At 46.9% G+C, this 15,251-nt stretch carries 10 protein-coding genes; 9 read left to right on the forward strand and 1 reads right to left on the reverse strand.

Translation table 11 applies throughout. From position 1 onward, the window contains the following. Positions 1-157 precede the first annotated feature (157 nt). The 3 genes from AB4Z45_RS18400 to AB4Z45_RS18410 are packed head-to-tail and all read left to right on the forward strand — an operon-like array spanning position 158 to position 3,698. Entirely contained in the window at positions 158-1,120 is a 963-nt protein-coding gene (locus AB4Z45_RS18400; protein WP_441910700.1) for an ABC transporter permease, read from the forward strand. Between the two features lie 18 nt (positions 1,121-1,138). Continuing rightward, a complete protein-coding gene (locus AB4Z45_RS18405; RefSeq protein WP_441910702.1) occupies positions 1,139-2,047 on the forward strand; it encodes a carbohydrate ABC transporter permease in 909 nt (302 codons plus the stop codon). A gap of 40 nt (positions 2,048-2,087) precedes the next feature. Next, complete coding sequence (locus tag AB4Z45_RS18410; RefSeq protein WP_441910703.1) at positions 2,088-3,698, forward strand: extracellular solute-binding protein; 1,611 nt, start codon at positions 2,088-2,090, stop codon at positions 3,696-3,698. Between the two features lie 84 nt (positions 3,699-3,782). On the opposite strand, the gene AB4Z45_RS18415 is transcribed toward AB4Z45_RS18410, so the two are convergent. After that, positions 3,783-6,083 carry a helix-turn-helix domain-containing protein gene (locus tag AB4Z45_RS18415; protein ID WP_441910705.1) on the reverse strand — a complete coding sequence of 767 codons (2,301 nt, stop codon included), beginning with the start codon at positions 6,081-6,083 and terminating at the stop codon, positions 3,783-3,785. Positions 6,084-6,218: 135 nt separating this feature from the next. On the opposite strand from AB4Z45_RS18415, the gene AB4Z45_RS18420 reads away from it, so the two are divergent. From AB4Z45_RS18420 to AB4Z45_RS18445, 6 genes are read left to right on the forward strand one after another with little or no spacing between them, the layout of a single operon-like run. Further along, positions 6,219-7,604, forward strand: coding sequence for an alpha-L-fucosidase (locus AB4Z45_RS18420; protein WP_441910706.1), 1,386 nt, complete (start codon positions 6,219-6,221; stop codon positions 7,602-7,604). A 19-nt stretch (positions 7,605-7,623) separates the two neighbouring features. Beyond that, positions 7,624-8,910 (forward strand): alpha-L-fucosidase, encoded by a 1,287-nt coding sequence (locus AB4Z45_RS18425; protein WP_441910708.1) that lies wholly within the window; start codon positions 7,624-7,626, stop codon positions 8,908-8,910. Between the two features lie 33 nt (positions 8,911-8,943). Next, positions 8,944-9,822, forward strand: a complete 879-nt coding sequence (locus AB4Z45_RS18430; RefSeq protein ID WP_339207303.1) for a sugar phosphate isomerase/epimerase family protein — start codon at positions 8,944-8,946, stop codon at positions 9,820-9,822. Positions 9,823-9,873: 51 nt separating this feature from the next. Next, the gene (locus AB4Z45_RS18435; RefSeq protein ID WP_441910709.1) at positions 9,874-10,899 is read left to right on the forward strand and encodes a carbohydrate-binding family 9-like protein; all 1,026 of its coding nucleotides are present in this window, start codon (positions 9,874-9,876) and stop codon (positions 10,897-10,899) included. Positions 10,900-10,905: 6 nt separating this feature from the next. Continuing rightward, a complete protein-coding gene (locus AB4Z45_RS18440; RefSeq protein WP_441910710.1) occupies positions 10,906-13,551 on the forward strand; it encodes a transglutaminase domain-containing protein in 2,646 nt (881 codons plus the stop codon). Next, positions 13,551-14,588 carry a glycoside hydrolase family 18 protein gene (locus AB4Z45_RS18445; RefSeq protein WP_441910712.1) on the forward strand — a complete coding sequence of 346 codons (1,038 nt, stop codon included), beginning with the start codon at positions 13,551-13,553 and terminating at the stop codon, positions 14,586-14,588. The genes AB4Z45_RS18440 and AB4Z45_RS18445 overlap by 1 nt, the downstream gene beginning before the upstream one ends. The last annotated feature ends 663 nt before the right edge of the window (positions 14,589-15,251 follow it).

Here is a 15,251-nt window from a genome sequence, read left to right on the forward strand (position 1 = left end):
TAAATATAAAGCGCTATCATTCGATACGGGAAATGACATATTTACGAGAATTGTTATGTTCCGTATTGTTGTGAATGTAAGCGATAGCATTTCCGAAATTCCTGTCGCCAATCACCAAACAAAAGCAATTACAACGAAATGGGAAAGGAGTGATTTTATGCAGGAAGCAAGTCAAGTGGCAGCACCAAATATGCTTCCGGAACCGACGAAAGAGAAGAGCAGAATGTGGAAAAGACTCCTTCAAAATTGGGAATTGTATCTATTCATTGCACCCGCATTTTTCTACTTTCTAATCTTCTCTTACGGTCCGATGTACGGCATACAAATCGCATTTAAGAACTTCATACCAACGAAAGGGATTTTCGGAAGCCCTTGGGTCGGTTTCGACCATTTTGTCCGATTTTTTCATTCTTATTACTTTTGGGACTTGATATGGAACACGTTAAGTATTAGCCTGTATGAACTCGCTATTGGGTTTCCAATACCGATTATACTGGCGCTTGCCTTCAATGAGCTGAAGGGTGGTTCCTTCAAGAAGATGGCTCAGACCGTCACTTATGCGCCGCATTTCATTTCAGTCGTTGTTATGGCAGGCATGATCATTACGTTCTTGTCGCCTTCATCGGGAATAGTGACACATCTTATTGAGTGGCTTGGATTTGATGCTCCAGATTTCTTGACGGACCCGAAGTGGTTTAAGACGATGTACGTATTCTCTGGTGTTTGGCAAAGCGCAGGATGGGGAACAATCATATATTTGGCTGCGCTTTCAGGAGTAGACCCGGGTCTGCATGAGGCAGCCATTATAGACGGAGCATCACGCTTCCAACGGGTGCTTCATATTAACATTCCGACGATTATCCCTACGATGACCATTCTTTTAATTCTGAACATGGGAAGCTTGCTTGGGGTTGGATTTGAGAAAATATTGCTGCTCCAAAACTCGCTTAACATGGGAGCATCCGATGTCATTTCAACCTTCGTATACCGATCAGGGCTTGTCGATGCCCAGTATAGCTTCTCGACGGCGATCGGCCTGTTCAATTCCGTCATTAACGCCATTATTTTAGTGCTTGTCAATCAGATCGTAAGACGCACCAACGAAAACAGCCTGTGGTAGAAGAAGGAGGTATGACCGATGGTTTCCGCCGTTAAAGAGTCCGGAAGGGATAAAGTGTTTCTGATATGCAACTATATTTATGTATTTCTCGCTTTTATTGTAGTCGCCTATCCTGTCATTTATATGATTAGCGCTTCGATAAGCGATCCGAAATTGGTAGGTTCCGGCGAGATGTGGCTGTGGCCAAAAGGCATTACGTTTGAAGGTTATCAGAGGGTGTTCCAAAACTCCAGCATATGGACAGGTTACGGCAACACCATTCTTTATACGGTAGTAGGCACGTCGATCAATTTATTCGTTACGCTGCCTGCAGCCTACGCTCTAAGCCGCAAAGACTTTATGGGACGCAACTTTTTTATGGGGATGTTCCTCGTCACGATGTTTTTTGGAGGAGGGCTCGTACCAAGTTATTTGCTCATCAAGGAACTTGGTATGGTGAATACAATTTGGGCAATCGTAATTCCTTCGGCCGCTTCAATCTGGAACATCATTGTAGCGCGCACTTTTTTCCAATCCTCTATACCAAAAGAACTGCAAGAGGCTGCCCAAATTGACGGGTGCACCAACCTGCGGCTGTTCGTCAAAATCATTTTGCCGCTGTCCATGCCAATCATCGCCGTTATGGCTTTGTTCTATGGTGTTGGCAACTGGAACAGCTACTTCTCGGCACTCATTTATTTGAATGATGCCGCAAAATATCCTTTGCAGCTCGTGCTGCGGCAAATTCTTGTGTTGCAGGAGATGTCGGCTCAGGGCGGCGGCGCAATGGATGCTTCTACGGCGTCGGCTCTCAACAGTAAGGCAGAGATTGCGGCGCTGGTCAAATACGCGGTTATTATCGTAGCGACAGCACCGATTATCACCGTTTATCCATTTCTTCAGCGTTACTTTGTGCAAGGTGTCATGATTGGTTCCGTTAAGGGCTGATTTTGCTCATAAATCATTTAAAAAAGGGAGAGGGTTTAGGATGAAAAAGCTAAAAAAAGCATCATCTTTGTTACTCAGCATAACGCTGCTTGCTTCCGTATTAGCGGCATGTGGTTCACCGAACGAGGGTAAGTCAAATAACGGCAGTACGGGTTCCAAAGGATCAACATCCGTTGAAGCTTCAGGGGTAAGCAAAGACGGTTTCCCGATTGTTAGCGAACCGATTACGCTGAAGATGATGTCACAGGATGTTGGCGTTGCGGATTGGAACCAAATGCCTGTGCTTCAAGAGATGGAGAAGCTGACTGGCATTAAGCTGCAGTTCCAGAATGCCCCGCTTGATAGCTTTGCGACCAAGAAAAACCTAGTATTTGCAAGCGGCGACTTGCCGGATATGTTTTATGCAGCGGATCTTAAGCCGGCAGAGCAAGTAACTTACGGTACACAAGGCGTTCTTATTCCTCTTGAAAAATATATTGATGAAGGTTATGCGCCTAATATCAAAAAGATTTTTGATGAACATCCGGAAATTCGGAAGTCCTTTACAACACCAGACGGCCATATTTATGCGCTGCCTAATATTGATCTGGCAGCCGTCTGGTATCGCGGTCCAATGTGGTATAATGGCAAGTTCCTGAAAACCCTCGGTGTAACGGAGCCTAAGACGACTGAAGAGCTGTATGACTATCTGAAGCGTGTGAAGGAAGAAGATCCTAATGGAAATGGGAAAAAGGATGAAATTCCGTTAACTTCCGTAAAGCTGGATGATTTGCGCATGTACTTCCTCGGCTTCTGGGGCATCTATGATGAGGTCATCTATGCGGATAAGGATGGCAAAGTGCATTATACGCCTCAAGAGGAAGGATACAAAGGATATCTAACGTTTATGAATCGTCTATGGAAGGAAGAGCTGCTTGATCATGAGACCTTCTCACAAACCGGCGAGCAGAAGAAAGCAAAAGGAGAAAACAATCAAATCGCTGTCTTCAACGACTACTACCCTTACTTTACGTTAGGCGGCGAACCAAGCGGAGACAATCCATTGATGACGCCTGTGAAGAGTGAAATAGCTGATTCTCCAGTCTACGGCAAACATCCTGGCATATCGGCAAATGGTACTTTCGCTATTACAAGCAGCAATCCATCTCCAGAAGCAACGATGCGCTGGGTAGATTATCTATACAGCTATGAAGGCGCTACATTGTTCAATCAAGGTCCAGAGGATCTTCTATGGAAATATAAAGACAAAGAAAAACATGAGAAGGAATGGCTTCCTGTTCCGGGCGGCGGCGACCGTGAAGAATACCGCGGCAAAATAACACCAAATTACGGAATTCTTACGCCGGGCATGAACTCTGGCGAGCTTGCGATCGGACTTCGCAGCGAATTCGACTTATGGATCGATAAGGAAAATGCAGAGAAGCTTACGCCAATCGCCAAATCGCCTTACCCTAATGTTTATTTGACCAACGAAGAGCAAAATGAGGCTTCTGCTTTGTTATCTGATCTGAACACGTATGTGCAACAGATGGAAGCCAAGTTTGTTACAGGTCAAGAGTCGATGGCCAACTGGGACAAGTATTTAGAGCAAATTAAAAAAATGGGCGGAAATCGGATCGCTGAGCTTTACCAAAGCGCATACGACAGATAATTGACAGATAAATAAACGAACAAGAGCATGAACCCAGAAACAGCAAAAACCCGGTCATGCGAAATGCTGACCGGGTTTTGTTTATTATTCATCATCTGAATCAGAAAGCAATTGCGCCTGTTCGTTCTCCCAGAATTGCTTGCGATATTGACCAGGCGTATAGCCGGTTTCTTTCTTAAATTTGCGTATAAAGTTAGGCGTATCCAAATAGCCGACTTGAATAATGATGTCCTTAAGCGGTGCGTTTGTCGTTTTCAGATGATGCATAACCTCTTCCATTCTTTTTTGCCAAATGTATTGGATGAAGTTAAGGCCCATCTTTTCCTTAAATGAACGGCTCACATGTGATGGCGAAATGGCATACTCATATGCAATCGTTTCTAGGCTGAGCGTATGGTCTCTAAAATGCTCATCGATATAGGAAACGATCCGATCAATCTGTGATTGCTCCTCCTTCTGATTGTTGCGCTCCACTTGATTGCAGATTCGGGAGGCGAGATTCAGAAAGCCAGTCTCGATTTCATCCAAGGAGTGGCTGTAAATCATGTTAGGAGCCATGTCTTGAATCACATTTTGAATGCCAAGCTCGGACGCGGTTTTTAGCATCGTATTCAAAATGTCAAAGCATATGCAGCGTTTGAGCAGGGCAGACAGCTCGGATGATTGCAGGCTGCGGATCGACGGGCTGATCATTTGTGCAGCTACATCATAGCTTCCTTGCTTCAAGCTTTGAGAAAGCTTGAGCAGCGAATTATTCGGTATCCAAAAGGTATGATCAGGTGTATCTTGCAGCTTCTCAAAATAGGTGATCGTGCCATGACCGCTTGTCGCTTGCAGCTCAAAAGCAGAGCAAGCTTCAATAAAGGACTGATTCAGCTGGTCAGGGCTTGAATAGCAGGTTCCAACGCCAATCGTAGGCGTAACATCGAACGTCTCTAGTATCGTGCAGAGCACCGCTTCAGCAATGTGGCGCACAGGAACAAATTCCTGATCGGCTTGGTTCCTATTAAAGCTGATAATGAGTGCAAGCTGATCGAGCTGAGGGAGCTCTACGCCATAGGCATGAGCAGCCAGCTCCGGGAATTCGATTTGGGAGAGCAGCTCTATCATTTCTTGCCGCTCCTGTCGTTCCTCTTGCGTATCTTCGACTTCATCCCATCCAATTACCATAACAAAGTGATGAGATTGGTCGAAATGAAGATCGAAGGCCTCTTGCAGCTCTGGTGAAAGACTTTGCGCATTCCCATATTTCAGCAGCATGGACAAAAAGTGATTGCGAGCGTATGGCTCTTGAAGATCAACTCGCGAGCTGTATTGCTGCAGCGCTGTTCGTATTCGATCAAGCTCGTTTCCGTTTTCGATTGATTGATCAGCGGAATGCTTCGGCTTGGATTTGGAATTTGCGAACTCTACAAGCGTAGAGATCGGCAGATATTGCATTCTAGCAAGCACGAGGGCAATCGCCGCTCCAACGACCACAACGATGAGGAACAGCATGACGATGAAGCTGCGGACATGCACTACGCTGCTAAGAAACTGGGAACTTGGCATGACGGTCACATAAGTCCAGCCATTATTTTCTGATTTTACGGATACGATGGAATGCGGCTTGCCGTTTAAGGTTTTATCATGAATGCCTGGCGCGAGACTATATAGAGACTGCGCCTCTGCATTCGTTAAGGCTTCGCCCTGGCGATTGTCTACTAGAATTTGACCTTTGTTGTCCAAAATATAAGTCAAGCCTTGATAATTGCCTAGAATCGAATCAATTAAACTCGTAAGCTCTGATTCTTTAATTAGATACATAATCGTTCCGTGTGGATTAGGGTTGTATGGCGTAATGGGAACAAGATAAGCAAGCATCGAATCCTGCAAATTAGCGCTTAGGACTACGGTATCAGCTGGACGCATCGTTGGATATTTAACCGTATTCAAATCTTGAAAAATAGTGTCTTTGCTCCAATTGTGAAAGGTAAAGGTGTTTGCGAATACATCCATGCTCGATAGACCCTTCGCGGAATAAATATTTTCATCCTTGTGAAAATACAAGAACATCTCGCTAATGATAGAGCTGGTCGCTTTGTATTGATCCAGTGCTTGAATCGCTTCACCGCTGTAATAAGAATCGTGAACCCGAAACGGAGTCAGCCTCTTGTCATACGAGACGCGTGAAGCAATTTCACTTAGCTCCTTCATCCGCCCGTCAACAATAACCTTGGCTTGCGTGAGCTGGCTGAGGCGGGATTGCTCAATTTCAGTACGTAGATTGGTTACTGCGTTTTGATAGATAAATATCGTCATAAGTACTAATGGGATAAGCAGAATAAACAAGTAGGACCAGATATATTTTAAAAACAGTTTGGATTTGAAGTAGTTTCGTTTCATCTCGTCTGCCCCCTATGATCGATCAATCCTTTTCGTCGCTACTAATCATAGCAACAAATTTACAATTTGGACATAGAGCAGAAGAAGGCAATGAACGTAACGCTTACGAAAGTCCTACTATACTTGGAGGTAACCATGAGCGAAATAAAGACGACAGAAGAAATAGAGCAAGTTGTTGAGCAGGGTGTCCACAATTACAGCAGCGAAGAGCAATGGGTAAAGCCAGAGGACCCGCTTCTGCAGGAGCGGCTGGAGTGGTTCAAGGATCAGAAGCTGGGCCTTATGATGCACTGGGGGCCATATTCACAGTTAGGTGTAGTTGAATCATGGGCGCTTAGTGATAAGGATGAGGAATGGTCACGCGATGGCATCGATTGGAATGTAGACGCAGAGGAATTGAAGCGGCAGTATTTTGGGCTAAACAATACCTTTAACCCGCTTCGCTTTCAGCCTGAGCTATGGGCAGATCTTGCTGCGGAGAATGGCTTTAAGTATTTAAATTTTACAACCAAGCATCATGACGGCTTCTGCATGTGGGATACCCATACGACGGATTACCGGATTACGAGCCCTGATTGTCCTTTCCATTCGCATAAGTACGCCGATATTTGCAAGCAGCTGTTTGATGCTTTCCGCGCAAAGGGCTTAGCTATATCTGCATACTTCTCGAAGGCAGATTGGCATACGCCATATTACTGGGCGCCAGGCATGGAGCGTGGGTCGTTTACCGCGCGGGGGCCTTCCTATGACCCGAAGCAATATCCGCATTTATGGGAGCAATTCGTGCAGTTCACCCATGCGCAAATTATGGAGTTGATGACGAAATATGGCCGCATCGATATGTTATGGCTCGATGCAGGTTGGGTGAACGATTACCGCGATCAAAACATCCGATTAGGCGAGGTGGTTGAGAAGGCGCGGGAAATTCAGCCTTGGCTGCTCTCGGCTGACCGCACGGTCGGCGGCCCTTATGAAAATGTCATAACACCAGAGCAGACATTGCCTGAGCGTCCGCTTAACGTGCCGTGGGAGAGCTGTATTACGATGGGCACCTCATTCTCCTTCCGTTATGAGGACAAGTATAAGACCGTTCGACAGTTGATCCATCTGCTCGTTGAAATCGTTGCGAAAGGCGGAAACCTGGCACTTAATGTCGGTCCGCAGCCTGACGGCAGGCTATCGACTACAGCCATTAGCCGCATCAAAGGGATGGGCGATTGGTTGAAGGTTTATGGTGAGGCGATCTATGGAACACGAATTTGTGAGCCTTTTTCTGCTGACAATTGCCACTTTACGAGAAAAGGAGATACGGTTTATGCCTTTTATTTGTACAAGGATGAAAAAGAGGCTGTGAAAGAGGAATTATACCTCCCTATACAGAAGTCTTTCAGCCAGATTGATCTCGTAGGCGGACAAGACCATTTGCAGTACAGCCAAGCAGAAAACGGCATTATTGTCCGTTTGCCAGTGAATGAATACTCAGAACAAGCACCAATCGCGCATGTGTTTCGGATTCGTTAATCGAGAGGGGTAGTCTGCTATGCAGCAATGGTTTAAGGAAGCTAAGCTAGGTATTTTTATACATTATGGCATTTATGCAGTAGATGGTGTCTCCGAGTCATGGTCGTTCTATAACGGAAGAATGAGCTATGACGATTATATGAAACAATTGGACGGCTTTACGGCTTCGAAGTTCGATGCGGACAAATGGGCTGATTTAATTGAGCAATCGGGAGCGAAGTACACAGTGCTTACGACCAAGCACCACGACGGCGTAGCATTGTTTGATACACAGTACAGCGACCTTAGCGTTGTGAAGAAAACGCCGGCAAAGCGGGATCTGATCAAGGAATATGCGGAAGCCGTCACGAAAAGAGGGATTCGACTTGGGATGTATTATTCGCTCATCGACTGGTCGCATCCCGATTATCCATCTGTGTTTGAAGGCGGCAAGGTGCCGGATGACTTGTCTAAGGTTAACAAATTTTCGAGCCCGATAGATGGTGTTCAGGATGAAGAAAAGTGGAATGCTTTTCTGAAGTTTAACAATGATCAGCTGCGGGAGGTTTTAACGAACTATGGGAAGGTTGATCTTCTTTGGTTCGACGGCGATTGGGAACGCAGCGCTGAGCAGTGGAATTTGCCCGAATTCAAGCAGTATCTGCAATCGTTTAACCCAGACATTATTATCAACTCGCGCCTGCAAGGTTACGGGGATTATAAAACGCCGGAGCAAGGGATTCCGATAACGCGGCCGGAGGGGCCTTGGGAGTTTTGCACAACCATTAATAGTTCGTGGGGGTATGTGCCGACGGACGATAAATATAAATCATTAAATCAAATCATTCGAATGTTCTGTGATTGCATTACCTTGGGCGGCAACATGCTGCTTGATATCGGGCCGATGGAGGATGGAACGATAGATAAACGGCAAGAGAATATTTTGCTGGGATTAGGCGAATGGATTCGAACGCACGAAGAAGCGGTATTTGGGACAGACGAAGGCATTATGACCCGCTATTATTTGGGCGGCAGCACCATATCCAAAGATAAAAAGTCACTGTATCTGTTTGTGTATGATGATCCGAAAGAGAATGTATGCCTAAAGGGATTATGCAACAAGGTCAAAAAGATTACGGTGCTGCATTCCGGCAAAGAGCTTACGCATGAAATTCATGGCGGGGTGCCATGGTTCAATATTCCGGGGACGACATGGATTCATCTGACAGCGGAAGACACTCACAAGCAAGTGACCGTGCTTAAGCTGGAATTTGATGAGGAGCTAGATATGTATGGTGGTTCTGGCGCAGTTGTAACGCATAACTAATCATGTGATCAGTCTACTTAGGAGGAAGAAACGATGAAAATTGGATTAAGTTCTTACAGCTTGCTAAGCGCCATAAAATCGGGAGAGATGAGCATTCTTGATGCTATCTCTTGGATAGCGGATAACGGCGGCGAGCATATGGAGATTGTTCCATATGGCTATACGCTCGTTGACAACCCTGAGCTGGCGGATGCTGTACGCGAGAAAGCAAAGGAGGTTGGCATTGCCCTCTCCAACTATTCGATGCCGGCGAACTTCGTGCAGGATACGGAGCAATTGTTTGAAGAGGAAGTCGCGCGGGTCAAGCTGCATGTTGATCTTGTGCATCGACTCGGCATGAATCATATGCGGCATGATGTAACCGCCTTCACCATTCCGCAGGAGAAGATGACGATACGGTGGTTCGAGGAGAACCTGCATCTCATGGTGAAGGGCAGCCAGCTCATCGCGGACTATGCCGCGCAATACGGCATTACAACGACGATAGAGAATCATGGCTTCAGCGTACAGTCCAGCGACCGGGTTCAACGTGTTCTTCATGCGGTAGACCGGCCGAACTTCAAGACGACACTCGATATCGGCAACTTTATGTGCGTGGATGAGAATTCGATCATCGGCGTTAAGAAAAACTTGCCTTATGCATCACTTATCCATTTCAAAGATTTCTACTTCCGTCCATATGATCAGCATCCGGGTGACGGTGATTGGTTTTTGACCTCGAACGGTAACTACTTGCGCGGGGCGATTGTAGGACAAGGGGATATTGAGATCCGTAAAATCGTCAAGCTTATTAAGGAATCGGGTTACGATGGTTATATGACGATCGAATTTGAAGGCATGGAAGAGTGCAAATCCGCCTCCCGTATTGCGATGGACAACCTGCGCCGTTTCTGGCATGAATGTGTACTTTAAGCGAGCTTCATCGTTTTCATAGATTCATAGCAATTCAAACGGAGGGATAACATGAATTTAAGCGGATTGCAGGAGCCTAACATCGAATATGCACCCAAACATTATGTATGTCGCCGCGCGGCGGAGCCGCTCATTCTTGACGGGCGAGTTGATAAGCCGTTCTGGGCAGCGGCGGACTGGACGGATGATTTTGTCGATATTGAAGGCGATCTCCGGCCCAAACCTGCGAAGCAGACCCGCGTGAAAATGCTGTGGGATGACGACTATTTCTATTTTGCGGCAGAATTGATTGAAGACGAGATTTGGGCGACGTTGACGGAGCGGGATTCGGTCATTTTTTATGATAATGATTTTGAAATATTTATTGATCCCGATGGTGACAGCCACAATTATTACGAGTTTGAAATTAACGCGCTGAACACCGTGTGGGATCTGCTGCTGGTTAAGCCATACCGCGACGGCGGTCCGCCGATTAACGGCTGGGACATTAGCGGGCTTCAGACAGCCGTACATATTGAAGGCGAGCTGAATCGGCCGGAAGCAGCGAATCGGAAGTGGAGCATTGAGGTAGCGATGCCTTGGAAAAGCTTGCGCGAATGCGCGCCTGAAGGCAGAGCGCCAGTTAATGGCGAGTTTTGGCGCGTCAATTTCTCCCGCGTTGAATGGCGCGTTGAAGTGAAGGATGGCGAATACCGCAAGATCATCAATCCGGAAACGGGCAAATCCTATCCAGAGGACAACTGGGTATGGTCTCCGATGGGACTTATTAATATGCATTATCCTGAGCTATGGGGTTATGTCATGTTTGCAGGGGAAGATGGCCCGGATTCGTTCGAACAGCCGCCGGATGAACGCATAAAGTGGGAGCTGCGCAAGCTCTATTATCGTGAGCGCAATTACTTCGCAAATCACGGTGAATTTACTGCGGATGCGGAATCGTTGATGCATGGCGGAGAGCAGTGGAGCATATTGCCTGTCATTGAGACGACCCGCTCCATGTTCCAAATCACAACGCCGTCTAGCGATGGGAAGTCGAGCTTCTGCATTAGGCAAGACGGAAAGCTATGGAAGGAGTGAGTTAGCATGACATTGCAAACCTCTGTATTCTCATTAGAGCAAGCGTCGATGGAGCTGATTGAACGCAAGTTTCGTGAGAAGCAGCTGCTCGCTAAGGCGAGAGAGCATGAGCTGTTTGATATTTTTCAGCAGCCGCTGACAGATGAAGAGACATGGGCGCTCAAATATTTGTACGCCTATATGCCTGTAAACGATATGGCTGATTATGACGGTACGTTATTTCTAAGCCATGTGCGGCAAACGCTGGACATTCGGGGAAAAGTGCCTTGGGGGGAGCGGGTGCCGGATCATCTCTTCCTGCATTTTGTGTTGCCCTACCGTGTGAACACGGAGAACATCGAGGATTCACGCGGTATCTTATACAGTGAACTGGCGGAGCGTACCGCGTTTTTGTCGATGGAGGATGCGATTCTGGAGACGAACTACTGGTGCCATGAGAAGGCGAACTACATTGGCAGCGATCTGCGGACGATCTCGCCGCTTACGATGATTCGAAATGCTCGAGGCCGGTGTGGTGAGGAATCGACGCTTGCTGTTGCAGCGCTTCGGAGCATTGGCATTCCTGCTCGCCAAGTGTACACCCCGCGCTGGGCGCATTGTGACGATAACCATGCTTGGGTAGAAGCTTGGGCTGACGGGCAGTGGCATTATATCGGCGCATGTGAGCCGGAAGCTCGCCTTGATCAAGGCTGGTTCACTCCTCCAGCCCGGCGGGCAATGCTGATCAATACTCGAGTATTCGCAAATTACCCGGGCCCTGAGGACATCACGCTTGCGGATAATTGGTTTACAGAAATCAATTTGCTTGAAGGTTATGCGCCTACTCGAAGCATCACTGTCGCTGTGAAGGATAAGCTGAACCAACCGGTCAGCGGCGCGAATGTTTATTTTGAGCTCTATAATATGGCTGAATTTTATCCGATTGCTGAGCTGAAGACAAACGAGCAGGGTGAGGCAGCGTTTAAGACAGGCTACGGAGATCTGTTGATTCGTGCTGTGATGGATGGCAAGTGGGGAGAAAAGAAGATTACAGTTAGTGATCGTGTGCGCTTCGAGATCGTTCTGGATCAAGTGCAGCAGCCCAAAGGGATAACTGACTTTGATATGGTTCCACCTCCTGAACGAAATGGCAAAGCTCTCGATGTGCTTTCCGAGGAGAAGGTTCAGCGGCATAATAGCCGCCTGGAAGAAGGCACGGGCATCCGCAGCGGCTATGAACAAACATTCCTAAGCGAATCGCAGGCGTCGGATATTGCCGCGGCTGCTGGTCTTCCACAGGAGCGGGTGTGGGATGTGCTGCACAAGGCACGGGGAAATAGCCGCGAGATCGCAGCCTTCTTGCAGGAACGCTCCGCTGAATTTGGAGAATGGCCGCTTAAGCTGCTGGAGAGCTTGAACGAGAAAGATCTTTCCGATTCGTTCCGCAAGGAGCTTGACGATCATCTCATCGGTTCTCTGTCGCAGCGCGGCGAGCTTCCCGAAGACATCTTCTTGCGGTACATCCTTTGTCCGCGAGTGTTATATGAAATGATCGTGCCTTATAAGCATTTTTTCCAAGAGGTGTTCACGGAAGCACAAGTAGCATTGTTCCGGCAAAATGCTGCTGAGCTTGTACGCCATCTGGATTCAGAGTGGTCGTTGTGGGAGGACCTTCCCAATCTGAAGGGCAGAGGCAACCCTGTTGGTACCTTTCAGATCAAAAAGGGGGATCAGGCTTCTCTCGATATTATGTTTGTGGCAATCTGTCGCAGCATAGGCATTCCAGCACGCTTGCATCCAAGTGAGCAGAAGCCGCAATACATGACGATGGCTAACGGCTGCTGGCAGGATGCGTTATTTGCAAATCGAGCGATGCAGCAATTGGAGCAGAAGGAAAACGGCAAGCTGCGTCTTCTTAAAGATAACGAGTCATCCGATGAAGCTCCGGCAGCTTCGTACTCTGAGAACTTCACGTTCGCCCGGCTGGAGAACGGCATATATAAAACGTTGGTCTACCCTAATGGGAAATCTGATGTATACGATGAGCCGTTCGAGCTTGCGCAAGGCAGCTATCGATTGACCACAGGTATTCGGTTAAAAGATGGCACCGCATGCGTTCGCTTTTCCTATTTCGAGCTGCGTGCAGGAGAACAAATGGATATTCCGTTGACTTTCCGAAGTGCGAAGCAAGGTATTCCAGTACTAGGGACGCTGAACAGAAACGATACGTTTACGATGCTGGGTGGTTCAGACCAAGCGATTGGTGAGCTTATCGGCATGAATGGGGCAATTGTTGCTTGGCTGGAGCCGGAGCGTGAGCCTACCAAACATTTATTCCGTGAACTCGGTGAGCTTGCTGAGCCGTTGAACGAACTTGGAGCGCCGATTGTGCTTGTCGTAGGTGATTCCGAATGGACGGCATCTTTTGATCCTTCTCGTTATAAGGGGTTGCCTTCGCGTATCGTGTTTGTTCGTGATTCCACTTACGCGGCTTTGCCGGACTTTATAGCAGAGCCGCCAGCTAGCGAAGCGGGTTTCCCGCATCTGCTCGTACTGGATAACCAAGATCAAATTCGTTATACAGCATCAGGATACAAGATCGGTACGGGAAAAGAAGCATTGCAGATTCTCACTAGCATATGGCAGCAGCCAACGAAACGGAGTGATACGTAATGGCAAGTCGAAAATATATTGTGGCGGGATATGCGTCAGATTCGAAGCTTCCAGACATGACGCGGGAAGATTTAACGAAGCTTACCCATTTGAATGTGGCATTTGGCCATGTGCGCAATGATGAAATTATTACAGAGCATTTGAAAAATATTGATGTTCTTCGCAGGATTAAACACGAGCATCCAGAGCTGACTATTCTATTGTCTGTCGGCGGATGGAGCGCAGGCGGGTTTTCTGAAGCTGCATCTACCGCTGAAGGGAGAAGCCGCTTCGCAGATTCGGCGGTTCGTGTATTAACCAACTTTCCATTTGATGGAGTCGATCTCGACTGGGAATATCCTTGTTATGGTGAAGCGGGCATAGCGTCGAGTCCAGATGATAAAACCAATTTCACTCTGCTGCTCAAAACCATTCGCGAAGCTTTGGACGAGAAGGGCGCAAGTGACGGAAAACATTATTTGCTTACGATTGCCGCAGGCGCGGACCAATATTACGTAGACGGTACGGAAATGGATCAAGTCCAGCAATATTTGGATTTTGTTCAGCTGATGACCTACGATATGCGCGGTGGGTTTCAAATTTTGACGGGGCATCATACGAATCTGTATACACCAACTGGAGATTTATTCCGAATCAGTACGGATGCATCTGTTAACTTGTTCATCCGAGCAGGCGTGCCGAAGGAAAAGATTGTGATAGGCGCGGCGTTTTATACTCGGGTTTGGCATAACGTTCCTAATCGCGCGAATGGGCTTCATCAAATGGCGGGCACCACAGGCGGATATGGACCAGATTTCACCAAGCTTGCAGCAGAATACATTAATAAAAACAATTATGTTCGCTATTGGGACGATGAAGCGAAGGCGCCATACCTCTACGACGGAAGCAGCTTTATCTCCTATGACGACGAACAATCGCTGCATCATAAATGTGAATATGTGAAAGCAAGTGAGCTTGGCGGCGTAATGTTCTGGGAATACAGCTGTGATGAAACGCACCGTTTGCTCCACGCGATATATGAAGGGCTTAAGGAGTAGCTGGATTGGAAGTTGCTTTGCGGTATCGGTGCGGCTCTGAAGCACAAGAGGAAGTCAGTTTTTCAAAATAAACCTATTTTCTAGACCTATTTCCGTGAAAAGCTTATGTTTGTTGAAAATAGCTCTAGATTCTAGCGCTATTTTTACTGAATCAACGCATAGAGGGGCATTTGGCGGGTTATGAGTGGAAATAAGGCTATTAACTAGTCCTATTTCTGCGAAAAGCTGATGTTTGTTGAAAATAGGTCTAGATTCTAGCGCTATTTTTACTGAATTGACGCATAGAGAGACATTTGGCGGGGTATGGGTGAAAATAAGCCTACTTTCTAGTCCTATTTCCGCGAAAAGCTCATGTTTGTTGAAAATAGGACTAGATTCTAGCGCTATTTTTACTGAATCGACGCATAGTGGAGCATTTTGTGGGTTGTGAGCAGAAATAAGCCTACTTTCTAGTCCTATTTCCGCGAAAAGCTCATGTTTGTTGAAAATAGGTCTAGATTCTAGCGCTATTTTTATTAAATCGACGTATAATGGGGCATTTGGAGGGTTATGAGTAGAAATAAGACTACTTTCTAGTCCTATTTCTGTGAAAGTTGCATGTTTGTTGAAAATAGGTCTAGATTCTAGCGCTATTTTTACTGAATCAGCCAATGGTGGGGGATT

Source organism: Paenibacillus sp. MCAF9, assembly GCF_052114265.1.
In the GTDB taxonomy this organism is placed as follows: domain Bacteria; phylum Bacillota; class Bacilli; order Paenibacillales; family Paenibacillaceae; genus Pristimantibacillus.

Excerpts from the sequence above, each read along its gene's own strand:
- AB4Z45_RS18400 (WP_441910700.1), top strand. The coding sequence starts at position 158 with ATGCAGGAAGCAAGTCAAGTGGCAGCACCAAATATGCTTCCGGAACCG.
- AB4Z45_RS18405 (WP_441910702.1), top strand. The coding sequence starts at position 1,139 with ATGGTTTCCGCCGTTAAAGAGTCCGGAAGGGATAAAGTGTTTCTGATA.
- AB4Z45_RS18410 (WP_441910703.1), top strand. The coding sequence starts at position 2,088 with ATGAAAAAGCTAAAAAAAGCATCATCTTTGTTACTCAGCATAACGCTG.
- AB4Z45_RS18415 (WP_441910705.1), bottom strand. The coding sequence starts at position 6,083 with ATGAAACGAAACTACTTCAAATCCAAACTGTTTTTAAAATATATCTGG.
- AB4Z45_RS18420 (WP_441910706.1), top strand. The coding sequence starts at position 6,219 with ATGAGCGAAATAAAGACGACAGAAGAAATAGAGCAAGTTGTTGAGCAG.
- AB4Z45_RS18425 (WP_441910708.1), top strand. The coding sequence starts at position 7,624 with ATGCAGCAATGGTTTAAGGAAGCTAAGCTAGGTATTTTTATACATTAT.
- AB4Z45_RS18430 (WP_339207303.1), top strand. The coding sequence starts at position 8,944 with ATGAAAATTGGATTAAGTTCTTACAGCTTGCTAAGCGCCATAAAATCG.
- AB4Z45_RS18435 (WP_441910709.1), top strand. The coding sequence starts at position 9,874 with ATGAATTTAAGCGGATTGCAGGAGCCTAACATCGAATATGCACCCAAA.
- AB4Z45_RS18440 (WP_441910710.1), top strand. The coding sequence starts at position 10,906 with ATGACATTGCAAACCTCTGTATTCTCATTAGAGCAAGCGTCGATGGAG.
- AB4Z45_RS18445 (WP_441910712.1), top strand. The coding sequence starts at position 13,551 with ATGGCAAGTCGAAAATATATTGTGGCGGGATATGCGTCAGATTCGAAG.